Consider the following 23,969-nt stretch of genomic DNA (forward strand, 5'->3'; position numbering starts at 1 on the left):
CTTCGTGCTGTGGGGCTCGAACATGGCGGAGATGCACCCCATCCTGTGGACGCGCGTGACCGACCGGCGCCTGTCCGCGCCGCACGTCAAGGTGGCCACGCTGTCGGTGTACGAGCACCGCTGCTACGACCTCTCCGACCTCACGCTCACCTTCAGGCCGCAGACCGACCTGGCGATCCTCAACTACATCGCCAACTACATCATCCAGAACAAGGCCGTGAATCGCGAGTTCGTGGACCGCCACACGCGCTTCATGATGGGCAACACCGACATTGGCTACGGCCTGCGCCCGGAGCACCCGCTGCAGCAAAAGGCCAAGAACTGGAACAACGCCGGCGGCGGCCAGCCCGCGACCTTCGACGAGTACGCGCGCTTCGTCAGCACCTACACGCTGGACTACACGGCCAAGCTCTCCAACGTGCCGCGCGAGCGGCTGCAGGCGCTGGCGCGGCTGTATGCCGACCCGAAGGTCAAGGTGATGTCCTTCTTCACCATGGGCTTCAACCAGCACACGCGCGGCACCTGGTGCTCGCACCTGCTCTACAACCTGCACCTGCTCACCGGCAAGATCAGCACCCCGGGCAACAGCCCGTTCTCGCTCACCGGCCAGCCCTCGGCCTGCGGCACCGCGCGCGAGGTGGGCACCTTCAGCCACCGGCTGCCCGCGGACATGGTGGTGACCAACCCCAAGCACCGCGCCGAGGCCGAGCACATCTGGCAATGCCCCGAGGGCACCATCCCCGACAAGCCCGGCTACCACGCGGTGCTGCAGAGCCGCATGCTCAAGGACAGCAAGCTCAACGCCTACTGGGTGATGGCCAACAACAACATGCAGGCCGGGCCCAACGTGGTGCAGGAGATCTATCCGGGCTTCCGCAACCCGAACAACTTCGTGGTGGTGTCCGACCCCTATCCCACGGTCTCCACCATGGCCGCCGACCTGATCCTGCCCACGGCGATGTGGGTGGAGAAGGAGGGCGCCTACGGCAACGCCGAGCGCCGCACGCAGTTCTGGCACCAGCTGGTCAAGCCGCCGGGGCAGGCACGCTCGGACCTGTGGCAGATCATGGAGTTCACCAAGCGCTTCCGCATGGAGGAGGTCTGGCCCGCGGAACTGCTGGCGGCCAAGCCCCAGTGGCGCGGCAAGACGCTGCACGACCTGGTGTTCCGCAACGGCGCGGTGGACCGTTTCCCGCTCACCGACATGGAAGCCGGCTACGACAACGACGACGCGCGCTCGGCCGGCTTCTACGTGCAGAAGGGCCTGTTCGAGGAGTACGCCAGCTTCGGCCGCGGCCACGGGCATGACTTGGCGCCCTTCGACACCTACCACAAGGTCACGGGCCTGCGCTGGCCGGTGGTGGACGGCAAGGAGACGCGCTGGCGCTACCGCGAGGGCACCGACCCCTACGTCAAGGCCGGCGAGGGCTTCCGCTTCTACGGCAACCCCGACGGTAAGGCCGTGCTGTGGGCGCTGCCTTACGAGCCCGCGGCGGAGGAGCCCAACAAGGACTTCCCGTACTGGCTGTGCACGGGCCGGGTGCTGGAGCACTGGCACACCGGCACCATGACGCGGCGCGTGCCCGAGCTCTACCGCGCCTTTCCCAACGCCGTGTGCTTCATGCACCCCGAGGACGCGCGCGCCATCGGCGTGCGCCGCGGCGAGATCGTGGAGCTCACGTCCCGGCGCGGCAGCATGCGCACCCGCGTGGAGACGCGCGGTCGCAACAAGCCCCCGCGCGGGCTGGTGTTCGTGCCCTTCTTCGATGCCAGCCAGCTCATCAACAAGGTCACGCTCGACGCCACCTGTCCGATCTCGCTGCAGACGGATTACAAGAAGTGCGCCGTGGCCATCCGCAAGGCCGGCGGGCTGCCGCCGCAAGGAGGCACGGTATGAAGCTCAAGCAAGCCCTCGGGATCGTGCTGGGCCTGGGCGCCGCCGCGGTGGCCGGCGTGGCGCTGGCGGTGGACGTGACCGACCGCATGCGCGGCGCGCCCATCATGGAGACCACCCCGCCGCCGCCGCTGGTCAACTCCGACAACTCCGACATCCGGCGCGCGCGCAACTACGCCATGCAGCCGCCGGTGATCCCGCACAAGATCGACAACTACCAGCTCGACAAGAGCGCCAACCGCTGCATGTTCTGCCATGCGCGCACCCAGACGCAGACCAGCGGCGCGCCCATGATCAGCATCACCCACTTCCAGGACCGGCAGGGCAACCACCTGGCCGAGCTCTCGCCGCGGCGCTACTTCTGCACCCAGTGCCACGTCCCGCAGGCCGACCTCAAGCCGCTGGTGGACAACCGCTTCGTGGACGTGAACGACCTGCTGCGCGCGGAGCAGCAGCGCCAGCAGGGCGGCAGCGGCGCGCCGCGGCGCTGAAAGGGCCGTACACATGCTCAAGGGCCCCATCAACCTGCTGCGCCGCTACTGGAAGGTGCTGCGCATGCCCAGCCGCTACTACAGCCTGGGCTTCCTCACCGTGGGCGGCTTCATCGCCGGCATCATCTTCTGGGGCGGCTTCAATACCGCGCTGGAGGCCACCAACACCGAGAAGTTCTGCACCGGCTGCCACGAAATGCGCGACAACGTCTACCAGGAGCTGCAGGGCACCATCCACTTCACCAACCGCTCCGGCGTGCGCGCCAAGTGCAGCGACTGCCACGTGCCGCACAACTGGACCGACAAGATGGCGCGCAAGATGCAGGCCTCCAAGGAGGTCTGGGGCAAGGTCTTCGGCACCATCGACACGCCGGAGAAGTTCGCCGCCATGCGCCGCACGCTGGCCGAGCACGAGTGGGAGCGGCTCAAGGCCAACAACTCGCTGGAGTGCCGCAACTGCCACCAGTTCGAGTCCATGGACTTCACGCGCCAAAGCCCGCGCGCCACGGCCGCGCACAGCACCGAGCTGGCCAGCGGGCAGAAGACCTGCATCGACTGCCACAAGGGTATCGCGCACAAGCTGCCCGACATGTCCGGCGTGGAGACGGTGCGCTAGGCCCGGCCGCATGCTGCGCGTCATCGACCTGCAGCTCGTGCGCGGCGGCCGGCTGCTGTGCCAGGGCTTCGACCTGGCGCTGCGACCGGGGCAGGCGCTGCTGGTGGAGGGCGCCAACGGCACGGGCAAGACCACGCTGCTGCGCAGCCTGGCCGGGCTGCAGCCGCTGCATGCGCGGCAGCTGCGCTGGCAGGCGCTCAGCGGCGGCGCGGCGCGCGAGGCGATGTGCCAGGAAGCCTGCTACGTCGGCCACCGCGACGGGCTGCACGAGGCGCTCGATGCCGTGCAGAACCTGGACCACCTGCTGCGCCTGGGCGGCGAGGCGCTGGCCGAGTCGCGCATCGAGCAGGCGCTGCAGGGCGCGGGGCTGGACGCGCTGGCGCGCGTGCCGCTGCGCCAGCTGTCGCAGGGCCAGCGCCGGCGCGTGGCGCTCACGCGGCTGGTGCTCACCCGACGGCGGCTGTGGCTGCTCGACGAGCCGCTGACGGCGCTGGACGAGGCTGCGCGGCTGGATTTCACCGTGCGCCTGTCGCTGCACCTGGAGCGCGGCGGCGTGGCCCTCATCAGCACCCATGACTCATGGCCTTCCTCGACACCCTCGTTGACCCGGTTGCACCTGGGCGCCGAAGCCGTACCGGTGGCCTGAGCGCCACCACGGCCGGCACCGCCGCGGCACTGCTCACCAGCCTGCGGCGCGAGCTGCGGCTGCTGCTGCGCGAGCGCTTCGACGCGCTGGCGGCACTGGGCTTCTTCACGCTGGTGCTGGCGCTGCTGCCGCTGGCGCTGGGCGGCGAGGTGCGGCTGCTGCGGCAGGTGGCGCCGGCGGCGGCGTGGACGGCCGCGCTGCTGGCGGTGCTGCTGGGCAGCCTGCGCCTGTTCCAGGCCGACCTGGCCAACGGCGTGCTGGAGCAGCAGTTGCTCGCGCCGGCGCCGCTGGCGGTGCTGGGCGGGCGGTTGCTGGGGCATGGCCTCGCCTGCACGCTGCTGCTGCCGGCCAGCGCCCTGCTGTTGCCGTTCTACGGCCTGGAGCCGGCGCGCTGGCCGGCGCTGGCGCTGTCGCTGCTGCTGGGCCTGCCCACGCTGGTGATGCTGTGCGCGCTGGGCGCGGCGCTGACGCTGGGCTCGCGCGGCGGCGGGATGCTGCTGGCGCTGCTGGTGCTGCCGCTGGCGGTGCCGGTGCTGCTGTTGGGCATCGGCACGGCGCAGGGCGAGCCGGCCGCGCCCTGGCTGCTGGGCGCGCTGCTGGCCGCGGCGCTGGCGCTGCTGCCCTGGGCCACGCTGGCGGCCCTGCGCATGGGCCTGGATTGAGCAGGAGGAGCACACCGCATGAGCATGCCTTCCGCCTCCCTGCCAAGCACCCGTGGCGCGGTGCCGGCCTGGGCACCGTGGCGCCGCCTGGCCTCGCCACCCGCGTTCGAATCCTGGGTGGCGCGCTGGTGGGGACCGCTGGCGCTGCTGGGGCTGCCGCCCGCGCTGCTGGGGCTGTGGCTCGCGTTCTTCGTCACGCCGGCCGACGCGAGGCAGGGCGAGTCGGTGCGGCTGCTGGCGCTGCACGTGGCCTCGGCGTGGATGTCGCTGTGGCTCTATGCGGTGATGGCCTTCTGGTCCGCCGTGGCGCTGGTGTGGCGCGGCCGGGTGGCCTCGGCGCTGGCGCAGGGCCTGGCGCCCACGGGCGCGCTGTTCTGCGCCCTGGCGCTGCTCAGCGGCGCGCTGTGGGGACGGCCCACCTGGGGCACCTGGTGGGCCTGGGACGCGCGGCTGGCCTCGCAACTGCTGCTGCTGTTCCTGTACCTGGGCGTGATCGCGCTGCGCGCGGCCTTCGACGACGAGCGGCGCGCGGCGCGGCTGGCCGCGCTGCTGGCGCTGGTGGGCGCGGTGAACCTGCCCGTCATCTGGTTCTCGGTGCACTGGTGGAACACGCTGCACCAGGGCGCCACGCTCACGCCGCGCGGCGCGGCCATGGAGCCCAGCCAGCTGGCCGCACTGGTGTGCATGACGCTGGCCGCCTGGGCCTACGCCGCGGCCATGGCGCTGCTGCGCGCGCGCTGCATCCTGGCCGAGCAGCGCGCCGCGCCCCCGAGGCCGCGGCCGACCGTGGGGGCGTGGCGATGAGCATCGACTGGGCATTGCTGTGGGACATGGGCGGCTACGGGGCCTATGTCTGGACCGGCTGGGGCGTGGCGCTGCTGGCGCTGGGCGGCGAGTTCTTCGCCTTGTGGCGGCGCAGCCGGCGCCTGCCGCCACCGGGCGCGGCGGCGTTGCGGGAGGGCCGTCCGGCGCCCGGACAGCCGCGGGAGCCGCGCCAATGACGCCGCGCCGGCGTCGCGCGGCCGCCGTGGCCGCCGTGGTGGGACTGCTGGCACTGGCCGTGGCGCTGGTGCTCGGCGCGCTGCGGCAGAACCTGAACTTCTTCCTCGGCCCCGGCGAGTTGCTGCAGCAGCGGCCCGATCCGCAGCAGCGCCTGCGCCTGGGCGGCGTGGTGGAGTCGGGCTCGATACGGCGCGAGCCCGGCAGCATGACGGTGCACTTCGTGGTGGCCGACGGCGCGGGCCGCGTGCCGGTGCGCTACAGCGGGCTGCTGCCCGACCTGTTCGGCGAAGGGCAGGGCGTGGTGGCGGGCGGGCGGCTGGGCAGCGACGGCGTGTTCGATGCGCACGAGGTGCTGGCCAAGCATGACGAGAACTACAGGCCGCCCGTCGGGGAATCCCGGCCGGCATGGGTGAAGCCGTGATCCCGGAGCTGGCGCACTTCGCCGCCATCCTGGCGCTGTGGATCGCGCTGCTGCAGGCGCTGCTGCCGCTGCGTGCGCTGGCGCGCGGCACGGTGGCTCCCGTGGTGCTTGCCTCGGACGGCGGCGCTGCGCTGGCCGCGGGCACGTCCCCCGAGGGCGAGGCCGCAGTGCAAACGCAACCGCTCCTGCGCCTGGCGCGCCGCTGCGCGGCGGCGAGCTGCGTGCTGCTGGCGCTGTCGCTGCTGGGCCTGGCCTGGAGCTTCGTCGCGCTGGACTTCTCCGTGCGCTACGTGGCCGAGCATGCCCACTCCACGCTGCCGCTGGCCTACCGCATCGCCGCCGTGTGGGGCAGCCACGAGGGCTCGATGCTGCTGTGGCTGCTGGTGCTGGCGCTGTGGGGCGCGGCGGTGGCGCGCTTCAGCCACGGCCTGCCCGAAGGCTTCGCGCTGCGGCTGCTGGGCGCCATGGGCCTGCTGGTGGCTGCCTTCGGCCTCTACGTGTTGCTGGCCTCGTCCCCCTTCACGCGGCTGGTGCCGCCGCCGCCCGATGGCGCGGACCTCAACGCGCTGCTGCAGGACCCGGCCATGGTGCTGCACCCACCGGCGCTGTACCTGGGCTACGTGGGCTTCGCCGTGCCCTTCGCCTTCGCGCTGGCGGTGCTGTGGGAGCGCGAGCTGCGCCCCGAATGGGCACGCTGGCTGCGGCCCTGGGTGCTGACGAGCTGGGCCCTGCTGAGCCTGGGCATCGGCCTGGGCAGCGCCTGGGCCTACTACGTCCTGGGCTGGGGTGGCTGGTGGTTCTGGGACCCGGTGGAGAACGCCGCGCTGCTGCCCTGGCTCGTCGGCACGGCGCTGCTGCACGTGCTGGCGCTGGCACAGCGCCGCGGCGGGCAGACGGGCGCGGTGCTGCTGCTGTGCATCGCCGGCTTCGCGCTGGCGCTCATCGGGACCTTCATCGTGCGCTCGGGCGTGGTGACCTCGGTGCACGCCTTCGCCACCGACCCGCGGCGCGGCCTGTTCATCCTGGCGCTGATCGTTGTCCTGGTCGGCGGGGCGCTGATGCTGTGGGCGCTGCGCCCGCCGCGCGGCTCGGCCGCGGCGGCGCACGCGCCGCTGTCGCGCGAGACGCTGTTGCTGCTGAACCTGCTGCTGATGGCGGTGGCCGCGGCCTCGGTGCTGCTGGCCACGCTGTACCCGATGGCGCTGGAGGCCGCGGGTGGTGCGCGCATCTCGGTGGGCGCGCCGTACTTCGAGGCCGTGATGGTCCCGCTGCTGGCGCCCGCGGTGTTCCTGATGGGCGCGGCGCCTTTTGCCGCCTGGGGGCGCACCGAGGCGTTGCCGCTGGCGCGCCGGCTGCGCTGGGCGGCGGCGGCCAGCGCGCTGGCCGCCCTGGCCGCGATGGCGCTGCTGGGCCACTGGAGCCCGCTGTTCGGCCTGGGGCTGTGGCTGGCAGGCTGGGTCTTCGCCACCACGCTGCAACAGGTGCTGCGCCAGCCGCGCGCGGGCCGCGCCGCCTGGGGTATGCGGCTGGCGCACCTGGGCGTAGGCGTGTTCGTGCTGGGCGTGTGCGCGGTCAAGGGTCTGGAGATCGAGCGCGAGTTGCCCATGGCCGTGGGCGAGAGCGCCACGCTGGGCCCGTACCGCGTGGAATTGCAAGCGGTGCAGCCGCTGCAGGGCGTGAACCATGATGGCGTGCAGGCCCGCGTGGCGGTGTGGCGCGGGGACGGCACGCCGGTGGCGCAGCTGGCGCCCCAGCGCCGCGCCTTCCGTGCCCAGGACCAGACCCTGGCCGTGCCAGCCATAGACCGCGGCCCCTGGCGCGACCTCTACGTGGCGCTGGGCGACCCGCTGGGGGCCGGCCGCTGGGCGTTGCGGTTGCAACTCAAACCGATGGTGAACTGGATCTGGGCTGGCGTGCTGCTGATGGCGCTGGGCGGCGCGCTGTCGGCACTGGACCGCCAGCGGCGTTCGCGTGCCGAACCGGTCCGAGGCGGGGCGCCGGCCGCGCGACGCCGGCCTTCGTGATCCGCCAGTCAGAGGGAGCTTCCATGGCCGTACCGTCACCCGTCCGCCACCGGCGCGAGCCGACCCCCGCGGGAGCGGCCGGCCGCTGGCGCGCGCTGCTGCCGCTGGCCCTGCTGCTGGCGCTGGTGCTGCTGCTGGCGCACGGCCTGCAGCGCGACCCGCGCGCACTGCCTTCGGCGCTGGTGGGCCAGCCCGCGCCGGCCTTCGAGCTGCCCAGGCTGGAGGCGCCCGATGAGCTGCTGGCCAGCAGCGCGCTGCAGGGCCGGCCCTGGGTGCTCAACGTCTGGGCCTCGTGGTGCGGACCCTGCCGGGAGGAGCTGCCGCAGTTGCAGCAGCTCGCCGTGCGCGGAGTGACGGTGATCGGCCTCAACTACAAGGACCAGCCCGCGGCGGCGCGCGACTGGCTGCGCGGCGCCGGCAGTGCTCCCTTCGAGACCAACGTGCAGGACGCCGACGGCCGCGCCGCGCTGGACTGGGGCGTCAGCGGCGTGCCGGAGACCTTCGTGATCGACGCCCAGGGCATCGTGCGCTGGCGCTTTGCCGGAGCGCTCACGCCGCAGGTGCTGCAACGGGAGTTCTGGCCGCTGTGGAAGGGGCTGCAGCGGTGAGGCGCGCCATCGTGCTCGCCTGCGCGGCGCTGGCCTCGGGTCTGACCGGCGCGGCGCCCTTGCCGGCCGAGCAGGAGGCGCGCGCGCACCGCCTGGCGCAGTCGCTGCGCTGCCCGGTGTGCCAGAACCAGACCCTGGCCGAGTCCAACGCCCCGGTGGCGCTGGACCTGCGCGAGCAGATCCAGGCGCAGGTCGCGGCCGGGCGCAGCGACGACGAGGTGCGGGCCTTCATGGTCCAGCGCTTCGGCGACTTCGTGCTCTACGAGCCGCCGCGCACGCCGCAGACGCTGCTGCTATGGCTCGGCCCCTTCATCCTGCTGGGCGGCGGGGGGCTGGTGCTGTGGCGGCGCCTGCGCCCCGGGGCCGCAGCCGTTGGGCCGGACCGCGAGGCCGCGCAGGACCAGGCCGAGCGGGCCGGGGAGGGCGCCTGATGTCGCCGCTGCTGGGTTTCTGGCTGGCCGCGGGCGTGCTGGGCGTGGTGGTCATGCTGCTGGTGCTGCAGCCCGTGGCGGGACGGGCTGGGCGCTGGGGGCCGCGCGCGCTGGCGGCGCTGCTGCTGCCGCTGGCGGCCGTGCTGAGCTATGCGCGGCTGGGGGCGCCACAGGCCATCGGCCGCGACGCGGCGCCGCCGCACCGCTTGGCCGAGGCCGACATGGAGGGCATGGTGCAGCGCCTGTCCACGCGGCTGCTGGCGCAGCCCGAGGACCTTCCCGGCTGGTTCACGCTGGCGCGCTCGCTGGAAGTGCTGGAACGCTGGGACGAGGCCGCCGCCGCTTGGCGCCAGGCGTTGCAGTTGGCGCCCGAGGACGCGGACCTGCTGGCCGACGCGGCCGACGCCATTGCCACCGTGCAGCGCGGCTCGCTGGAGGGCGAGCCCATGGTGCTGGTGGCACGGGCGTTGGAGGCGGACCCGAAGCATCCCAAGGCCCTGGCCCTGGCCGCCACGGCGGCGCAGCGCGCCGGCCGGCGCGACGAAGCGGTGACGCTGTGGGAACGGCTGCTGGCGCTGATGCCGGCCGACGCGGAGGCCGCGCAGCGGGTGCGCGAGAGCCTGGAGCAGGCGCGGGGACTGCAGCCTTGAAGCGCCGCAGCCCCGAGGCGCCTGTCGCTCAGTTTCAGTACTCCTCGGCCGACCCCTTGTAGACGCGGCCCGTGTGGCTGTTCTCGCCCGGGTCGAGGCGGCGCACGCCGTCCAGGTCGTTGAAGATCCAGCGATCGCTGCGCATCGCGCGGTCGCGGTCGGCAGCCACTTCCGCGCGGCTGGCCGGGCCGGAGGAGGTACTGCCGTCATAGGCACGGCCGGCGGCACCGCTGCCGGTGGTCATGGCGCTGCTGCCGCTGTCGTAGGTCGTGGTGGTGCCCTGCGCACCGCTGCCCATCGTGCCGCTGCCGGTGGCCTGGGCGTTGCTGCCGCTGCCGTAGGTCGTGGTGCTGCCCTGGGTGCTGTCGGTCGTGGCGCCGCTGCCCGTGGTCGCGCCCATCGTGTCGCTGCTGCCCGCGGTACCGTCCAGCGTGCCGCTGCCGGTGGTGGCGCCTTGCGTGCCGGTGGCGACGTCGCCTGCCATGCCGTCGGAGGTGCCGCTGCCCATGCCGCGCTGTGCCGCGTCACGGCCGCTGTTGCCGCTGTCGTAGCTCTGGCTGCTGCGGTCGATGCTGCTGCCGGCCGTCGCGCTGGCGTCGTCCTGGGCGATGCCCGAGCCCGTCATGCCCGCGGCGGGGGTGGCCGATATGCCGGTCGCACTGGACGAGCCCATGCCCTGGCTCTGTGCCATGACGGCGGTGGAGCCGAGAGCGGCGGCGATCAGGGCGGTGAGAACGGATTTCTTCATGGTCTTGCTCCTTCTTGGGTCAGCCCGTCCTGCGTGGCGCCGGTGAACCGCGGCTCCACACGTCCCAACACCTGCGCCAGGCAGGCCGTGGACGGGCAGTGATCTCAAAGGGCAAACGACGGGCCCCGCCCCGCCGGCAGGCCGACGAAAGGCTTCAGGACCGGCGCCAGAAATCGCGGTGCAGCGCCGCGATTTCCTCCCGCAGTTCGGGAACCGGGCCCATGACGGCGATGGGCTTCTGGCCGCGGGCGAAGACCTCGCGGCAGGGCAGGTCCAGGGTGGGGTTCTCGGGATGCGCGCCGGTGAGTTGCAACAACTCGCGCTCGCTCAGGCCGTAGAGCAGGCCGCCGATGTGGGCCCAGTACTGCGTGCCGGCGCACATGGCGCAGGGCTCCACGGTGGTGACCAGGGTGCAGCGCCAGAGGAAATCGGGGTCGAAGCGCTCGGCCGCTTCGCGCGCGAGCACGGCCTCGGCGTGGTTGACGCTGTCCACGTTGCCTTGCTCCATCAGCACCGTGCCATCGGGCGCCGCCAGCAGCGCGCCGAAGGGGTGGTGGCCGCGCGCCAGCGCATGCCGGGCGATGCCGTTGGCGCGGCGCAGGAGCGAGAGGGCCAGGTCGGGGGCGAGGGCGTGCGGCATGGGCGGATTCTGCGCAGGGCGCACGCCGTTGCCTGCATCAACCTTGCCCGCGATGCGCCCAGGCCGTCGTGCGCTTCTCCACCACGGCGAAGAACTCGTACATCACCATGGCCATGAGGCCCACGGCCAGCAGGCCGGCGAAGGCCAGGCCCATCTGCATCGAGCTGCCCGCCGATACCAGCAGGTAGCCGATGCCCTCGTTGGCCGCGGTCATCTCGCTCACCGTGGTGCCCACGAAGGCCAGCGTGATCGCCACCTTCAGCGAGCCGTAGAAGTAGGGCAGCGAACGCGGCAGGCCCACCTTGATCAGCACGTCGCGGCGCTTGGCGCCCAGCACGCGCAGCACGTCCTCCAGCTCGGGCTCCAGCGTCGCCAGCCCGGTGGCGATGTTGACCATGATCGGGAAGAAGCTGATCAGGAAGGCCGTGAGCACCGCCGGCCCCACGCCGATGCCGAACCACACCACCAGGATCGGCACGAAGGCCGCCTTGGGCAGCGCGTTGAAGCCCGTCATCAGCGGGTACATCGCGTTGTAGGCCAGCTTGGAGCTGCCCATGAGCGCGCCCAGCAGCACACCCACCACGATGGCGATGGCAAAGCCCACCATCGTCACCCAGAAGGTGCGCCAGGCGTGCGAGAGGATGGCGGCATGGTGCTCCCACGCCTGCTGCGCGATGCGCAGCGGGCTGGGGAAGACGAATTCGCTCACGTCGAAAGCCGTGCACAGCAGCTGCCACAGCAGCACCGTGGCGGCCAGCAGCAGCCAGGGCGCGGCGGCCTGGAGTTTCTTGTCCATCTCGAATCAACTTCTTGCTTGTTGGTGAGGTGTTCCGTTCGTCCTGATGCTTCGATACCTCAGCACAGGGCGCGCCCTGCGGGCGCGTCGAAGGATGAACGGCCCTCGCCGTGGTGCCGCCATCGCAGCCTGTCGGACTCGTACTTCGATGCGCCATAGGCGCACCCTGCCCTGAGGTATCGAAGGGGCAGTACGAACGGAACGTCGGGCCCGAGTGAACTTGGGGTCCGCTCAAGCTCGCGTAGTCGCTCACTGCGCCAGCGCCACGCCGCTCTTGCGCATGGCGCCAATGTGCCCGCGCAGCTCGTGCACGATGTCGGTGAAGGCCGGCGTGTAGGTCACTTCCAGGTCGCGCGGGCGCGGCAGCTCGATCTCGCGCCGCACCACGAAGCGGCCCGGGCTCTTGCTCATCACGTACACCGTGTCGGCCAGGAACACGCTCTCGCGCAGGTCGTGCGTGACCAGGATCACGTTGAAGCCGCGCGCGGCCTGCAGGTCGCGCAGCGTGCACCACAGCTCCTCGCGCGTGAACGCGTCCAGCGCGCCGAAGGGCTCGTCCAGCAGCAGCATGCGCGGCTCGTGGATGAGCGCGCGGCAGATGCTGGCGCGCTGCTGCATGCCTCCAGACAGTTGCCAAGGAAACTTGTCCTCGTAACCCGAGAGACCCACGCCCGCCAGCAGCGCACGCGCCTTTTCCACGTACTCGGCGCGCTTGGCGCGGAAGCTGGAACGCCAGGGCTCCACGATCTCCAGCGGCAGCAGCACGTTCTCCAGCGTGGTGCGCCAGGGCAGCAGGCTCGGCGCCTGGAAGGCCATGCCGGTGATCTTCAGCGGCCCGGTCACCTCCTGGCCGTCGATGACCACCGTGCCCTTGCTGGGCCGGCGCAAGCCCGTGGCCAGCTTCATGAAGGTGCTCTTGCCGCAACCCGAGGGGCCGACGATGGCGATGAACTCGCCCTGGCGCGCCTGCAGCGAGATGTCCTCGACCGCGTACTGGCCCTGGGCCAGCAGCGTGTCGTTGTAGGCGAGCCAGACCTGGTGGAAATCGACGAAGGGCTTCACTTCTTGACCGCGGCGAAGATGTTGCGCTCGACCGCCGGCGGCAGGAAGCCGCCGTTCCACACCGCCGTGGCGTTGACGCGCTCCTTGGTGGCGTACGCATCCGAAACCTGGCTGGCCATCAGCGTCAGGCGCGCCGGGTTGATGTCGCCGAAGCCCTCGGCCTTGGCATCGGGCGTGAGCACCGTATGGTCCATCGCCAGCTTGAGCCGGCGCAGCTCCAGCGCCTCGTTGATGATGCCGTCGCGCTGCTTGACGAAGCCGATGGCCGCCTGCGGATCGGCGATCACGTCCTTGACGCCGCGCGTGAAGGCGCGCAGGAAGGCTTTGACGGCCTCGGGATTCTTCTTCAGGAACTCCTCGCCCGCGATGATCGCGTTGCCGTAGAGCTTCACGCCATGGGTGGCGTAGGGAAGGATCACGACGTCCTCGGTCTTGACGCCGCGCGCTTCCAGGTTCAGCAGCGAGGTGAAGCTGAAGCCGGTGATGGCGTCGATGTCGCCGCGCACCAGCATCGTCTCGCGCAGCGGCGGATCCATGCTGGTCCAGGCCACGCTCTGCACCTGATTGGCCTTGGCGAAGATCGGCCAGCCACGGCGTCCCGCATCGAAGACCGGGGCTCCGAGCTTCTTGTTGCTGAGGTCCGCCGGTGCCTTGATGCCGCTCTTCCTGAGCGCCAGCACCGCGGCGGGCGTGTTGTTGTAGACCATCATCACCGCCACCGGCTTGTTCGGCGCCGTGGGGTTGTTGGCGTGGAACTCCATCAGCGCCGCGAGGTCGGCGAAGCCCATGTCGTAGCTGCCCGAGGCCACGCGCGTGACGGCGCCCCCCGAGCCGTTGCCCGCGTCCACGCTGACGTTGAGCTTCTCGGCCTTGAAATAGCCCTTGGCGGCCGGGGTCAGGAACAGGGCCGCGGGGCCCTCGAAACGCCAGTCGAGCTGGAAGCGGAGGTCGCGCTCCTGCGCCATCGCCGGAACGGCAACGGCAGCGGCCAGGGCCGCACCGGCCAGGCGGGACAGGAGGAAGCGGCGGGAGAAGGTCGGGATCATGGGGGCTCCGGTATGCGATCGTGTATGCAATCGCATGATCCGTGCCATTGGCCGTGCGCGGCCGCTCCCGGGTGCGCGGGGCGTGCATGCCCCGGCGCGGTCCGCCGCGCACCAGGGCGGGCCGCTTCGGGCCCCAGTCTGGTGCGCGCGCGACGATCAGGCCAGCAGGTCGTACAGGCTGCGCGCCACCACCTTGGTGGCGCGGCGCAAGTCTTCCAGCTCCAGGCGCTCGTCGTTGCGCTTGGCGTGGCTCTCCAGCACGGTGCGCGGGCCGGCACCGTAGATCACGGCCGGAATGCCATGCTCGCAGTACAGCCGCACGTCGGTGTAGAGCGGCGTGCCCGAAGTCGGGATTTCTTCACCGAACACCGCGCTGCCGTGGCGCTGCAGCGCCTGCACCAGCGGCGCGTTGCCCGGCAGCGGCTGCAGCGCGCGCGCCAGCAGGATGCGGCGGATGTCCACGCTGATGCCCGGGAAGCGCTCGGCGGCCGTCTCGATCACGCGGCGGATGTCGGCCTCGACCTGCACCGGGTCCTCCTCGGGGATCATGCGGCGGTCCAGCTTGAGCACCACCTTGCCCGGCACCACGTTGGTGTTGGTGCCGCCCTCGATGCGGCCCACGTTGAGGTACGGGTGCTCGATGCCCGGCACCTTGGAGCGGACCTGCTTGTAGAGCCGGTTCTGCTCGTACAGCGCGTTGAGGATCACCACCGCGCCCTGCAGCGCGTCCACGCCGGTGTCGGGAATGGCGGCGTGCGCCATCTTGCCGTGCACCGTCACTTCCATCTGCAGGCAACCGTTGTGTGCCGTAACCACCTGGTAGCTGAAGCCCGCGGCCAGCGCCAGATCGGGCCTGGTCAGGCCGTTCTTCAGCAGCCAGCCCGGGCCCAGCTCGCCGCCGAACTCCTCGTCGTAGGTGAAGTGCAGCTCCACGCCGCCCTTGAGCTGGGCGCCCAGCGCCTCCAGCGCGCGCACGGCGAAGGTGAAGGTGGCGAAGTCGCTCTTGCTGACGGCGGCGGCGCGGCCGTAGAGCTTGCCGTCCTCGATCTCGCCGCCGTAGGGGTCGTGCGTCCAGCCTTCGCCGGGCGGCACCACGTCGCCGTGGGCGTTGAGCGCCACGGTGCGCCCGCCGTCGCCGTAGCGGCGGCGCACGATGAGGTTGGTGATGCTCTCCAGGCCGCCGGCCTTCACCTCTTCGGCGGGCACGGCGTGCTTCTCGGCATGGAAGCCGAATTCCTCCAGCAGCGCCGCGGTGCGCTCGGCGTGCGGGGCGTTGTTGCCCGGCGGCGTGTCGGTGGGCACGCGCACCATCTCCTGCAGGAAGCCGACTTCGGCGTCGAAGTGGGCGTCGATCCAGGCGTCGAGCTGGTCGTAAGGGGTAGTCATGGTTGTCTCTTTCACGAGTTCATCGCGGTGAACCAAGTCGCGCAGGCCGTCAGTCGCTATGCCGTCATCCCGGCGAAAGCCGGGATCCACGCGCACCAGGGTGGTGGCATGGCCACCTTGGGCACATGCCGGCGCCGGCCAGCGCGGCATGGCAGCGTTCGTGGATTCCGGCTTTCGCCGGAATGACGACATTTCTTCTGGCGGCCGGGCTCACTGCAGTTGCGACAGCAAGTTGTTGAACGCCTGCACGCACAGCTCCGCGTCGTCGCTGGTGATGGTTTCCAGCGGGTTGTGGCTGATGCCGGCATTGCCGCCGCGCAGGAACAGCATCGCCTGCGGCATGGCCTCGTGCAGCTTCATCGCGTCGTGCCCCGCGCCGCTGGGCATGCGGAACACCGGCAGGCCCAGCGCCTGCACGGCCTGCTCCCAGCGCCGCTGCCATTCGGGCGCGCTGGGCGCGGCCGCCGCGCGCATGGTCTCTTCCAGCTTCAGGCTCACGCCGCGGCGCTCGCAGATGCGCTGCGCCTCGGCGCGCACGTCCGCCAGGCAGGCGTCGCGCACCTCGTTGGTGGTGGCGCGGATGTCCAGGCTGAAGCGGCAGCGCCCCGGCACCACGTTGATGGAGCCGTTGGGCACCTCCAGCATGCCCACCGTGCCCACCAGGTCCGGCACCTGCGCCGCGCGCTGCTCCAGGTACAGCACCAGCTCCGCCACCGCCGCGGCCGCGTCGCGCCGCTGGCCCATGGGCGTGGTGCCGGCATGGCTAGCCTGGCCGATGACCTCGCCCATGAGGCGCACGCTGCCGTTGATGGAAGTGACCACGCCCAGCGGCAGGTCCAGCGCGTCCAGCACCGGGCCCTGCTCGATGTGGACCTCGACGAAGCCGAGGTAGTCGGCGGGGTTGCGCCGCAGCGACGCGATGTCCTCGATGGACAGCCCGGCGTCCCGCATGGCCTGGCGCATGGAGATGCCCTGGGCATCGACCTGGTCCAGCCAGCCCCTGTCGAACTGCCCGATGAGCGCGCCCGAGCCCAGGAAGGTGGCCTTGTAGCGCTGGCCTTCCTCTTCCGCGAAGCCCACGACCTCGATGCCGAAGGGCAGCCGCTTGCCCGCGAGCTTCAGTTGCCGCACGCAGGCCATGGGCACCAGGATGCCCAGCCGCCCGTCGTACTTGCCGCCGTTGCGCACCGTGTCGTAGTGGCTGCCGGTGAGCAGCCGCTTCGCGCCCGGGTCGCTGCCGTGGTAGACGCCCACCACGTTGCCCACGGCGTCGATGCGCACCTCGTCGAAGCCGCAGCCCTCGCGCATCCACTCCGCCAGGCGCGCGGCGCAGGCGCGGTGCGCGTCGCTGAGGTAGGTCACGGTCAGGGCGTCCTCGGCCTCGCTGTACTCGGCCAGCGCCTCGGCCCAGTCCCAGACGAGGTTGCCCATCTTCGGCGTGAAGCCGAACTTGTCGTTGAGCCGGATCTCCGCGATGCGGTGGATGTTGCGCATGCACTCGGCCAGCTCGAAGTCCGGGTGGTTCGCCAGCCGCCGCTCGAAGGTCTCGATGATCTGGCGCCGGTTCAGCCCCGTGCCGCGCGGCCCGCGCACGGCCAGGATGAAGGGCCAGCCGAACTTGGCGTTGTAGTCGGCGTTAAGCCGCTGCAGCTTCTCGAACTCCTGCGGCGTGCAGTCGGTCAGGCCCGCCTTGCCCTGCTCGTGGGTGGACTCGGCCGTGAGCGACTTGGCCACCATGGCCTTGCCCGCCAGCTCCGGGTGGGCGCGGATGAGCGCCAGCTGCGCCTCGCGCCCGGCCTCCTGCAGCACCTCCACCAGCGTGCGCTTCAAATGCGCCAGGCTCGCGAAAGGCCGCCGGTGCCAGGCTTTTTCGGCGATCCAGGGCGAATGCTCGTAAGTGCCGTCCAGCAGCGCCGTGAACTGCTGCTGCGAGGCGGCGTTGAGTTCTTCCAGTGTCAGCATGCTCACTCCCACGTGAAGGCCTTGGCCGCATCGAAGGGATGCTCCTGCTTCCAGTGCCGCGCGATGTCGATGCGCCGAGCGACCCACACCCCCGTGTGCTTCTGCACGTGGTCCAGGAAGCGCTGCAGCGCGCGCATGCGCCCGGGGCGCCCCAGCAGCCGGCAGTGCATGCCGATGCTCATCATCGCGGGGCGCTCGTCGCCTTCGGCGTAGTGCACGTCGAAGGCGTCGCGCAGGTACTCGAAGAACTCATCGCCGTGGCTGAAGCCCTGCGGCAGCGCGAAGCGCATGTCGTTGCAGTCCAGCGTGTAGGGCACCACCAGCTGCGGCGCCAGGCTGCCGTCGGTTTTCCTGACCTGCAGCCAGAAGGGCAGGTCGTCGCCGTAGTAGTCGCTGTCGTACTCGAAGCCGCCGTAGTCCGCGACCAGGCGCCGGGTGTTGGGGCTGTCGCGGCCGGTGTACCAGCCCAGGGCGCGCTGCCCGGTGAGCTGCTCGATGGCCTGCATGCCCAGGTGCATGTGCTCGCGCTCGGTGGCCTCGTCCGTGTTCTGGTAGTGGATCCAGCGCCAGCCGTGGCAGGCGATCTCGTGGCCCAGTTCCACGAAGGCGGCCGTCACGTCGGGGCAGCGCTGCAGCGCCATGCCCACGCCGAAGACCGTCAGCGGCAGGCCGCGGCGCTCGAACTCGCGCAGGATGCGCCACACGCCCACGCGCGAGCCGTACTCGTAGATGCCCTCCATGGAGAGGTGCCGCGCGGAATAGGCCGCGGGGTTGAACATCTCGGAGAGGAACTGCTCGCTGCCGGCGTCGCCGTGCAGCACCGAGTTCTCGCCACCCTCCTCGAAGTTGAGCACGAACTGCACGGCCACGCGGGCACGGTTGGGCCAGTTGGCGTAGGGAACGTTGCGGCCGTAACCGGCCAGGTCGCGGGGGTAGCGGTTCGTGGTCATGTCTCGTACTGCCTTTGGTGAGGGATGTTCATGCCCGCCGGCGTGCGGCGTGGCGTCGTTACTCCAGCGGTTGCAGCGCCAGCGCCAGGTCGCTGGCGCGCGGGTTCAGCCGCAGGTTGCGCTCGACGTTGCCCAGGTGCTGTTCCACCAGCTTCACGGCCGCGCGCGCGTCGCGGCGCTCCAGCGCGTCCACGATGGCTACGTGCTCCTGCTGCGAGTGCTCGGCCGAGTGCGAGCTCTGGTACATCAGGCTGATGAGGGAACTGCGCGAGAGCAGGTCCGTGAGCATCTGCGCCAGCACCTCGTTGCCCAGCATGCGCGCCAGCACGACATGGAAGTCCGCCAGCAGCCGCGTGCGCCCGGGCACGTCGGTGCGCGTGACGGCCGCGCGCTCGGACTTGAGATGCGCGCGCAGCTCGGCGACCTGCCCATCGGTGATGCGCGTGCACAGCTGCTTGAGCATCGCCGACTCCAGCATCTTGCGCACCTCGAACACCTGGCGCGCCTCGTCCACGCTGGGCTGCGCGACGAAGGCGCCGCGCGCGGGCTCCAGCGTCACCAGGCGGTCGCGGCTGAGCTGGTTGAGCGCCTGGCGCACCAGCGTGCGCGAGACCTTGAAGATGTCGGCGATCTGCTGCTCGGCGAGCTTGGTGCCGGGCATGAGCCGCCGCTCCACGATCGCCGTGGTGATGGCCTCGGCAATGCGCTGCGTGGCGCTGAGCTCGCCCATGCGGGCAGCGGTCGAGGGCGCCTTGGCCGGGGCGGCGGGGGCGACGAGCTGAAGCGAACTGCGGCTGCGGGGCATGGCGTCGGGCAGAAGATGGAGTTGTTACAGGCTTGGGAGCATGCCTGAGGCATCGAATGCTTGGAACGGTACGCCAAAGTGTATACAGTTTGGCGTGCATTGTGGACATGCAAACCCGCATGCCCGCGTTGTGCACCGCGCGGCGCCGCAAGCGCGCCGGCGCGGTGCGCGGCGCACCAGGACGGGCCTTGACCGGCCCGCGGCCCTTTCAACTCATCAGGACTTGGGAATCATGGGAAGACTCAGCACCCACGTGCTCGACACCGCCAACGGCTGCCCGGCCGCGGGCATGCAGGTGAGGCTCCTGCGCCTGCAGGCCGACGGCTCCGCGCAGGAACTGCGCCGTCTCACGCTCAACGATGACGGCCGCACCGACGGCGGCCCGCTGCTCGAAGGCGAGGCCCTGCAGCGCGGGCGCTACCGCCTGGTGTTCTCGGTGGCGCCGTACTTCCGCGCACGCGGCACGGCCATGCCCGAGGTGCCTTTCGTGGACGAGGTGCCGCTGGACTTCGGCATCGACGATCCCGGCGCCCACTACCACGTGCCGCTGCTGGTGAGCCCCTGGAGCTTCAGCACCTACCGGGGCTCCTGAGGCGCGGCCCGGTCCGCCCTGGGCCTTGACCGGCCCGGGACCGGCCGGTGGAAGGGCTCGGCCCGAGGCGGGAATCCATCGCGGGCCGCCGCGCGTCATCCGATCGGGGCAAGGCCGCGTGCGCCGCTGGTGCAGGCCTTGCGTGAAAGGTGGCTTTTCAATGGGGGAAGTCATGAGCCAACGTCGCCGTGTCGCAGTGGCCGCCGCGCTGCTGTGGAGCCTGCAAGCCGTGGTCGCGCACGCCGCCTGGCCGCAGAAGCCGGTGCGCATCGTCGTCACCTTTGCCGCCGGCGGTGCCAGCGACATCGTGGCGCGCGCCATCGCCGACCCCCTGGCGCGCGCGCTGGGGCAGCCGGTGGTGGTGGACAACAAGCCCGGTGCCGGCGGCACCATCGGCGGCGCGGAGGTGGCGCGCGCGCCGGCCGACGGCTACACGCTCATGCTCTCCAACTCCACGCCGCTGTCCATCGGCCCCTGGACCGTGCCGCGCCAGCCCTACGACCCCGTCAAGCAGTTCACGCATGTGGCGATGCTGGGCGTGGCGCCGGTGCTGTTCATGGCCAACCCCAAGAGCGGGCCGGCCACGCTCAAGGACCTGCCCAAGGCCGCCGCGGCGCCGGGCACCACCTTCGGCAGCGGCGGCCCGGGCTCCATCGGCCACATCGTGGGCGAGATGACCAAGAGCGCGATGAAGCTGCAGATGACGCACGTGCCCTACCGCGGCGGCGCGCCCATGACCACGGACCTCATCGCCGGCACCATCCCGCTGGGCATCGACGTCATCACCGCCTTCGTGCCCATGGTCAAGGCCGGGCAGATCCGCGGCCTGGCCGTGACCACGCGCGAGCGCTCGCCGCTGCTGCCCGAGGTGCCCACGGTGGTCGAGCTGGGCCTGCCGCAGCTGGTGGCGGAGAACTACTTCGGCGTCTCCGGCCCGGCCGGCCTGCCCAAGGACGTGGTGGACAAGCTCTCCAAGGCGCTGGCTGACATCGTGGACGACCCCACGACCGTCAAGCGCTTCACGGAGCTGGGCGTCACGCCCATGAAGCTCGGCCCCGAAGCCTTCGCCGCCTTCGTCGCCAAACAGGTGGCCGACTGGGCGCCCGCCATCAAGGCCGCCGACCTCAAGCCCTGAACCTGAGTCCCAACCATCATGCTGTATACAAACGGCCCGTTTCAGTGCACGCAACTTGGCACACAACCTGCATCCGATGGGCCGGCGCGGGCCGGTGCACCAGACCGGCCCATCCGTCCTTAGTCACAACACCACTCCACGACCCGAGGGAATTCATGAAGCAGTCCACTCCCGTTCGCAGCCTTGCCCTGGCTGCCCTGCTGGCTTGTGCCGGCGCCGCGCAAGCCCAGAGCAGCGTGCAGCTGCAGGGCCTGGTTGACCTGTCCGCTGGCAGTTTCCAGGCTCCTGGCGCGGCTGAATCGACCAAGCGCGTCGAGAATGGCTCGATGACCACCAGCTACTGGCTCATGCGCGGCAAGGAAGACCTGGGTGGCGGTCTGGCGGCGGTCTTCTCGCTGGAGAGCTTCTTCCGCGCGGACACCGGCGAGGCCGGTCGTTTCGGAGGCGACAAGTTCTTCGCCCGCAGCGCCTACGTCGGCCTGACCAGCGACAAGCTGGGCACGGTGCGCCTGGGCCGCATCACCACGCCGCTGTTCGTCTCCACCGTGGTCTTCAACGCTTTCGGTGATTCCTATGGCTTCTCGCCGGTGGTGCGCCATGTCTTCACCAGCGGCACCGTGACGGGTGACAGCGGCTGGAGCGACGCCGCGGCCTACACCTCGCCGACCTTCGGCGGGCTCAAGGCCGACGTGCTGGTGGCCGCCGGCGAAGGCAATGGCGGGCGCAACTGGAGCGCCGCCCTGAACTACGGCAACGGCCCCTTTGCCGCCACCGCCGTGTTCCAGGACGTGGAGAAGAACGACTCCGGTGTGGCTGACACCCGCACCTGGCAGGCCGGCGCGGCCTACGACTTCGGGCTGGCCAAGGTCTTTGCCCAGTACACCGATGTCAAGAACAACTCCACGGGCGTGGAGTACAAGCTCGCCGACGTCAGCGCCGCCGTCCCGGTGACCACCGCCGGCAAGGTGCTGGTGGGCTACGGCGAGATCGATGCCAGCGGCGCGAACCCGGACCGCAAGACCCTGAGCCTGGCCTACGACCACTACCTGTCCAAGCGCACGGACGTGTACGTCGCGGCCATGCGGGACAAGCTCGACGGCGCCGCCACCACCGGCAAGAGCTACGCGGTGGGCATCCGCCACCGCTTCTGAGCGCCGGCCTTTCTGCCGCCAAAAGCCCGCCTCGCGCGGGCTTTTTCCATGGTGCGCCAGGCTCGCCTGGGAACGGACTTTGCCGCGTCCTGCGGATGCCGCCCTCGGCGTGAAGGAGCAGCCCCATGGCACGAAAGCACCGTCCCCTGGAACAGCAGGTCATCGTCATCACCGGTGCCTCCAGCGGCATCGGCCTGGCCACGGCGCGGGAGGCTGCGGCGCATGGTGCCAAGCTGGTGCTGGTCGCGCGCAGCGCCGCCACGCTGGAGGACATCGCGCGGCAGCTCGGTCAGGGTACGTGCCAGGCCATCGCCGTGCCCTGCGACGTGAGCTCGCGCGCCGACGTGCAGCGCGTGGCCGCGGCGGCGCTGGCGCATTTCGGGCGCATCGATACCTGGATCAACGATGCCGGCGTCTCCATCTACGGCCGACTCGACGAGGTCAGCGACGAGGACCACCGCCGCCTGTTCGAAACCAACTTCTGGGGCGTGGTGCATGGCTCGCTGGTGGCGTTGCCGCACCTGCGTGCCAGCGGGGGCGCGCTGATCAACGTCGGCAGCGAGGTCTCCGACGCCGTCATCCCGCTGCAAGGCATGTACAGCGCCTCCAAGCACGCGGTGAAGGGTTTCACCGACGCGCTTCGGGTCGAGGTGGAGGAACTGGACAAGGCGCCCGTGACCATCACGCTGATCCAGCCCACGGCGGTGGACACGCCCTATCCGCAGCACGCGCGCAACTACATGGACCACGAGCCCAAGCTGCCCACGCCGCAGATTGCGCCGGAGAAGGTGGCCGAGGCGATCCTCAAGGCGGCGGTGGAGGGCGGGCGCGACGTGCGCGTGGGCGCCATGGCGGTCGTGAACACCATGGCCTTCAAGGTCATGCCCTCGGTGGCCGACAAGCTCGCGGCCCGGCAGGCCGAGCGCCAGCATTACGACGAGCCCCCGCGCCACCCCGAGGGCACGCTGTACCGCCCCGGCGGCGAGGGGCTGGTGCACGGCTCGGGCGGGGCGCGCGCGTCCTGAAGCCCGCTCGCGGCCGGCGCGGAGGCGTGGCTGGTGGATGCGCCCGCATCGGTCGGCCGGCGCTGCCGCGGCCTGGGGTGCCCGCCCCCGGAGGCTCAGCGCCCCGGCAGCCCGAACAGCCGCGCCACCGGCTCGGCGTCGGCGCTGCCGTCGCAGTGCATGTAGCGCAGGATCTCGCCCATGCGCTGCCACTGCCGGAACCGCGCCTGGTAAAGGTTCTGTACCCGGTAGGCCTGGGCCTCGCCGGCCAGCGTGCTCTGGCAGGTGGCGAACAGCGCCGCGCCGCGCTGCAGGAACTGCAGGTGGTGCACCAGCTCGTGGACGATGAAGGACTGGTCGGTGGGGTCGCGCATGTCCAGCGTGTCGCGGTAGAGCACGCGGCGGCGGTCGGTGTCGTACACCGCAACCAGCGAGCCGCAGCCGCCTCGGCGCTCGGGGCAGACGGTCTTCTCGATCTCCCGCTGCGGCAGCGGGATGAGCTGGGGCATCGGCTCGCCGGGCGGGTTGGGCAGGCCGGAAAGGCGGCTGGCCCAGTCCAGCAGGTCGGCGGCCAGCGCGGCGTCGATGGCGGCATGGCCCGGCCGCGGTGTTGCAGCGGCGGGCTTGACGGCGTTGAGGGCCGCCAGGGCGGGGCGCCGCGGCGGATCGGCGCCGGCCGGTGGAGCCCACATGGCGCTCCAGCCCGCCAAGCCGATCAGCCAGGCCGCGCGCCCACGGCAGGATCGCGGAAGGGATCTGGATGGTCCGTCGTCCGGCATGGTGGGCTCCTTGGAGCACACCTGAGCAATAGCCCGGCCCGCAGGCTTCCACAACCCGGGAAAGGGGTGGTGGCGGCACCCTCGCCCGCGCAGCCCAACAGGCCCGGGGCCGCCTCAGCGGCTGACGCGAAACCCCACCCGCTGCCAGCGTCCTTGCCCATCCAGCACCGTGAGCGTGTGCGCGCCCGGCTGCTCCAGGCGCAGCGCCACCGTCTCGCCCACGCGGCTGCGCTGCTGCTGCACGCCGTCGAGCAGCCAGTACAGCCGGGCCTCGCGCCCCAGGTCCCCCTGGGCCGAGACGCTGATCTCCACGGCGCCGCTGCCGGGCACGGCCTTGAGCACCGTGCCCTCGTCCACGCCGCGGATGCGCAGCGCGCTGCCGCCGTCGCCGCAGCCCGACGCCGCCGCGCCCACCCAGGGCGTCAGCGCCAGCGGCCAGCGCGCCACCGTCTCGCCGTCCGCGCCGCA

Annotated in this window: 26 protein-coding genes and 1 pseudogene; 16 read left to right on the forward strand and 11 right to left on the reverse strand. The window is 71.4% G+C overall.

What is annotated here, in order from left to right:
- The 12 genes from napA to Q0741_RS20505 form a co-directional block, all read left to right on the forward strand.
- The coding region (gene napA, locus Q0741_RS20450; protein WP_298235036.1) for a nitrate reductase catalytic subunit NapA at nt 1-1,897 on the forward strand (1,897 nt) is incomplete at its 5' end.
- Nucleotides 1,894-2,385 carry a nitrate reductase cytochrome c-type subunit gene (locus Q0741_RS20455; RefSeq protein ID WP_298235037.1) on the forward strand — a complete coding sequence of 164 codons (492 nt, stop codon included), beginning with the start codon at nt 1,894-1,896 and terminating at the stop codon, nt 2,383-2,385. The genes napA and Q0741_RS20455, both read left to right, overlap by 4 nt.
- Nucleotides 2,386-2,398: 13 nt before the next feature.
- A complete protein-coding gene (locus Q0741_RS20460; protein WP_298235038.1) occupies nt 2,399-3,001 on the forward strand; it encodes a cytochrome c3 family protein in 603 nt (200 codons plus the stop codon).
- 10 nt (nt 3,002-3,011) lie between these two features.
- Nucleotides 3,012-3,647 (forward strand): heme ABC exporter ATP-binding protein CcmA, encoded by a 636-nt coding sequence (ccmA, locus tag Q0741_RS20465; RefSeq protein ID WP_298235039.1) that lies wholly within the window; start codon nt 3,012-3,014, stop codon nt 3,645-3,647.
- Nucleotides 3,581-4,309, forward strand: a complete 729-nt coding sequence (locus Q0741_RS20470) for a heme exporter protein CcmB (RefSeq protein WP_298235040.1) — start codon at nt 3,581-3,583, stop codon at nt 4,307-4,309. Before ccmA ends, Q0741_RS20470 begins: the two co-directional genes overlap by 67 nt.
- A gap of 18 nt (nt 4,310-4,327) precedes the next feature.
- The gene (ccmC, locus tag Q0741_RS20475; protein ID WP_298235041.1) at nt 4,328-5,113 is read left to right on the forward strand and encodes a heme ABC transporter permease CcmC; all 786 of its coding nucleotides are present in this window, start codon (nt 4,328-4,330) and stop codon (nt 5,111-5,113) included.
- A complete protein-coding gene (gene ccmD, locus Q0741_RS20480; protein WP_298235042.1) occupies nt 5,110-5,310 on the forward strand; it encodes a heme exporter protein CcmD in 201 nt (66 codons plus the stop codon). Before ccmC ends, ccmD begins: the two co-directional genes overlap by 4 nt.
- Nucleotides 5,307-5,732: a cytochrome c maturation protein CcmE gene (gene ccmE / locus Q0741_RS20485; RefSeq protein WP_298235043.1), complete on the forward strand. Its 426-nt coding sequence runs from the start codon at nt 5,307-5,309 to the stop codon at nt 5,730-5,732. Before ccmD ends, ccmE begins: the two co-directional genes overlap by 4 nt.
- Nucleotides 5,717-7,756, forward strand: coding sequence for a heme lyase CcmF/NrfE family subunit (locus Q0741_RS20490; protein WP_298235044.1), 2,040 nt, complete (start codon nt 5,717-5,719; stop codon nt 7,754-7,756). Before ccmE ends, Q0741_RS20490 begins: the two co-directional genes overlap by 16 nt.
- Nucleotides 7,757-7,779: 23 nt before the next feature.
- Nucleotides 7,780-8,364: a DsbE family thiol:disulfide interchange protein gene (locus Q0741_RS20495; RefSeq protein ID WP_298235045.1), complete on the forward strand. Its 585-nt coding sequence runs from the start codon at nt 7,780-7,782 to the stop codon at nt 8,362-8,364.
- A complete protein-coding gene (locus tag Q0741_RS20500) occupies nt 8,361-8,795 on the forward strand; it encodes a cytochrome c-type biogenesis protein (protein ID WP_298235046.1) in 435 nt (144 codons plus the stop codon). Before Q0741_RS20495 ends, Q0741_RS20500 begins: the two co-directional genes overlap by 4 nt.
- Nucleotides 8,795-9,445 carry a tetratricopeptide repeat protein gene (locus tag Q0741_RS20505; RefSeq protein ID WP_298235047.1) on the forward strand — a complete coding sequence of 217 codons (651 nt, stop codon included), beginning with the start codon at nt 8,795-8,797 and terminating at the stop codon, nt 9,443-9,445. The genes Q0741_RS20500 and Q0741_RS20505 overlap by 1 nt, the downstream gene beginning before the upstream one ends.
- 34 nt (nt 9,446-9,479) lie before the next feature.
- On the opposite strand, the gene Q0741_RS20510 is transcribed toward Q0741_RS20505, so the two are convergent.
- The 9 genes from Q0741_RS20510 to Q0741_RS20550 all read right to left on the reverse strand — a co-directional run bounded on the left by Q0741_RS20510 (nt 9,480) and on the right by Q0741_RS20550 (nt 18,840).
- Nucleotides 9,480-10,193, reverse strand: a complete 714-nt coding sequence (locus tag Q0741_RS20510; protein ID WP_298235048.1) for a hypothetical protein — start codon at nt 10,191-10,193, stop codon at nt 9,480-9,482.
- A 154-nt stretch (nt 10,194-10,347) separates the two neighbouring features.
- Complete coding sequence (locus Q0741_RS20515; protein ID WP_298235049.1) at nt 10,348-10,833, reverse strand: nucleoside deaminase; 486 nt, start codon at nt 10,831-10,833, stop codon at nt 10,348-10,350.
- 37 nt (nt 10,834-10,870) lie between these two features.
- Nucleotides 10,871-11,629 (reverse strand): ABC transporter permease, encoded by a 759-nt coding sequence (locus tag Q0741_RS20520; protein WP_298235050.1) that lies wholly within the window; start codon nt 11,627-11,629, stop codon nt 10,871-10,873.
- Nucleotides 11,630-11,878: 249 nt separating this feature from the next.
- Nucleotides 11,879-12,691, reverse strand: a complete 813-nt coding sequence (locus Q0741_RS20525) for an ABC transporter ATP-binding protein (RefSeq protein WP_298235051.1) — start codon at nt 12,689-12,691, stop codon at nt 11,879-11,881.
- Nucleotides 12,688-13,737, reverse strand: coding sequence for an ABC transporter substrate-binding protein (locus Q0741_RS20530; protein ID WP_298235052.1), 1,050 nt, complete (start codon nt 13,735-13,737; stop codon nt 12,688-12,690). The genes Q0741_RS20525 and Q0741_RS20530 overlap by 4 nt, the downstream gene beginning before the upstream one ends.
- A 156-nt stretch (nt 13,738-13,893) precedes the next feature.
- Nucleotides 13,894-15,123: an ArgE/DapE family deacylase gene (locus tag Q0741_RS20535; protein WP_298235053.1), complete on the reverse strand. Its 1,230-nt coding sequence runs from the start codon at nt 15,121-15,123 to the stop codon at nt 13,894-13,896.
- A gap of 210 nt (nt 15,124-15,333) precedes the next feature.
- Entirely contained in the window at nt 15,334-17,085 is a 1,752-nt protein-coding gene (locus Q0741_RS20540) for an allantoate amidohydrolase (RefSeq protein ID WP_298235054.1), read from the reverse strand.
- 2 nt (nt 17,086-17,087) lie between these two features.
- Complete coding sequence (gene puuE / locus Q0741_RS20545) at nt 17,088-18,035, reverse strand: allantoinase PuuE (protein WP_298235055.1); 948 nt, start codon at nt 18,033-18,035, stop codon at nt 17,088-17,090.
- A gap of 58 nt (nt 18,036-18,093) precedes the next feature.
- Nucleotides 18,094-18,840: a GntR family transcriptional regulator gene (locus Q0741_RS20550; RefSeq protein ID WP_298235056.1), complete on the reverse strand. Its 747-nt coding sequence runs from the start codon at nt 18,838-18,840 to the stop codon at nt 18,094-18,096.
- Between the two features lie 232 nt (nt 18,841-19,072).
- Between Q0741_RS20550 and uraH the strand changes: the two genes are divergently transcribed.
- The 4 genes from uraH (at nt 19,073) to Q0741_RS20570 (ending at nt 22,743) form a co-directional block, all read left to right on the forward strand.
- Nucleotides 19,073-19,432: a hydroxyisourate hydrolase gene (gene uraH / locus Q0741_RS20555; protein WP_298235057.1), complete on the forward strand. Its 360-nt coding sequence runs from the start codon at nt 19,073-19,075 to the stop codon at nt 19,430-19,432.
- 172 nt (nt 19,433-19,604) lie between these two features.
- On the forward strand, nt 19,605-20,567 hold the full coding sequence (locus tag Q0741_RS20560) for a tripartite tricarboxylate transporter substrate binding protein (RefSeq protein WP_298235058.1): 963 nt from the start codon (nt 19,605-19,607) through the stop codon (nt 20,565-20,567).
- Nucleotides 20,568-20,722: 155 nt separating this feature from the next.
- The gene (locus Q0741_RS20565) at nt 20,723-21,718 is read left to right on the forward strand and encodes a porin (RefSeq protein ID WP_298235059.1); all 996 of its coding nucleotides are present in this window, start codon (nt 20,723-20,725) and stop codon (nt 21,716-21,718) included.
- Nucleotides 21,719-21,843: 125 nt separating this feature from the next.
- Entirely contained in the window at nt 21,844-22,743 is a 900-nt protein-coding gene (locus Q0741_RS20570) for an SDR family oxidoreductase (RefSeq protein ID WP_298235060.1), read from the forward strand.
- 95 nt (nt 22,744-22,838) lie between these two features.
- Here the strand turns inward: Q0741_RS20570 and Q0741_RS20575 are convergent, their stop codons facing one another.
- Nucleotides 22,839-23,414 (reverse strand): hypothetical protein, encoded by a 576-nt coding sequence (locus Q0741_RS20575; RefSeq protein WP_298235061.1) that lies wholly within the window; start codon nt 23,412-23,414, stop codon nt 22,839-22,841.
- A gap of 201 nt (nt 23,415-23,615) precedes the next feature.
- Nucleotides 23,616-23,969, reverse strand: a pseudogene (locus Q0741_RS20580) (hypothetical protein); the annotation flags it as partial.

Origin of the sequence: uncultured Azohydromonas sp. (assembly GCF_937926365.1) — a bacterium.
Taxonomy (GTDB): domain Bacteria; phylum Pseudomonadota; class Gammaproteobacteria; order Burkholderiales; family Burkholderiaceae_C; genus Azohydromonas.

What these genes read in the sequence shown, in the direction of transcription:
- Q0741_RS20455 (WP_298235037.1), top strand. Translation starts at nt 1,894, where the DNA reads ATGAAGCTCAAGCAAGCCCTCGGGATCGTGCTGGGCCTGGGCGCCGCC.
- Q0741_RS20460 (WP_298235038.1), top strand. Translation starts at nt 2,399, where the DNA reads ATGCTCAAGGGCCCCATCAACCTGCTGCGCCGCTACTGGAAGGTGCTG.
- ccmA (WP_298235039.1), top strand. Translation starts at nt 3,012, where the DNA reads ATGCTGCGCGTCATCGACCTGCAGCTCGTGCGCGGCGGCCGGCTGCTG.
- Q0741_RS20470 (WP_298235040.1), top strand. Translation starts at nt 3,581, where the DNA reads ATGGCCTTCCTCGACACCCTCGTTGACCCGGTTGCACCTGGGCGCCGA.
- ccmC (WP_298235041.1), top strand. Translation starts at nt 4,328, where the DNA reads ATGAGCATGCCTTCCGCCTCCCTGCCAAGCACCCGTGGCGCGGTGCCG.
- ccmD (WP_298235042.1), top strand. Translation starts at nt 5,110, where the DNA reads ATGAGCATCGACTGGGCATTGCTGTGGGACATGGGCGGCTACGGGGCC.
- ccmE (WP_298235043.1), top strand. Translation starts at nt 5,307, where the DNA reads ATGACGCCGCGCCGGCGTCGCGCGGCCGCCGTGGCCGCCGTGGTGGGA.
- Q0741_RS20490 (WP_298235044.1), top strand. Translation starts at nt 5,717, where the DNA reads ATGGGTGAAGCCGTGATCCCGGAGCTGGCGCACTTCGCCGCCATCCTG.
- Q0741_RS20495 (WP_298235045.1), top strand. Translation starts at nt 7,780, where the DNA reads ATGGCCGTACCGTCACCCGTCCGCCACCGGCGCGAGCCGACCCCCGCG.
- Q0741_RS20505 (WP_298235047.1), top strand. Translation starts at nt 8,795, where the DNA reads ATGTCGCCGCTGCTGGGTTTCTGGCTGGCCGCGGGCGTGCTGGGCGTG.
- Q0741_RS20510 (WP_298235048.1), bottom strand. Translation starts at nt 10,193, where the DNA reads ATGAAGAAATCCGTTCTCACCGCCCTGATCGCCGCCGCTCTCGGCTCC.
- Q0741_RS20515 (WP_298235049.1), bottom strand. Translation starts at nt 10,833, where the DNA reads ATGCCGCACGCCCTCGCCCCCGACCTGGCCCTCTCGCTCCTGCGCCGC.
- Q0741_RS20520 (WP_298235050.1), bottom strand. Translation starts at nt 11,629, where the DNA reads ATGGACAAGAAACTCCAGGCCGCCGCGCCCTGGCTGCTGCTGGCCGCC.
- Q0741_RS20530 (WP_298235052.1), bottom strand. Translation starts at nt 13,737, where the DNA reads ATGATCCCGACCTTCTCCCGCCGCTTCCTCCTGTCCCGCCTGGCCGGT.
- Q0741_RS20535 (WP_298235053.1), bottom strand. Translation starts at nt 15,123, where the DNA reads ATGACTACCCCTTACGACCAGCTCGACGCCTGGATCGACGCCCACTTC.
- Q0741_RS20540 (WP_298235054.1), bottom strand. Translation starts at nt 17,085, where the DNA reads ATGCTGACACTGGAAGAACTCAACGCCGCCTCGCAGCAGCAGTTCACG.
- puuE (WP_298235055.1), bottom strand. Translation starts at nt 18,035, where the DNA reads ATGACCACGAACCGCTACCCCCGCGACCTGGCCGGTTACGGCCGCAAC.
- Q0741_RS20550 (WP_298235056.1), bottom strand. Translation starts at nt 18,840, where the DNA reads ATGCCCCGCAGCCGCAGTTCGCTTCAGCTCGTCGCCCCCGCCGCCCCG.
- uraH (WP_298235057.1), top strand. Translation starts at nt 19,073, where the DNA reads ATGGGAAGACTCAGCACCCACGTGCTCGACACCGCCAACGGCTGCCCG.
- Q0741_RS20560 (WP_298235058.1), top strand. Translation starts at nt 19,605, where the DNA reads ATGAGCCAACGTCGCCGTGTCGCAGTGGCCGCCGCGCTGCTGTGGAGC.
- Q0741_RS20565 (WP_298235059.1), top strand. Translation starts at nt 20,723, where the DNA reads ATGAAGCAGTCCACTCCCGTTCGCAGCCTTGCCCTGGCTGCCCTGCTG.
- Q0741_RS20570 (WP_298235060.1), top strand. Translation starts at nt 21,844, where the DNA reads ATGGCACGAAAGCACCGTCCCCTGGAACAGCAGGTCATCGTCATCACC.
- Q0741_RS20575 (WP_298235061.1), bottom strand. Translation starts at nt 23,414, where the DNA reads ATGTGGGCTCCACCGGCCGGCGCCGATCCGCCGCGGCGCCCCGCCCTG.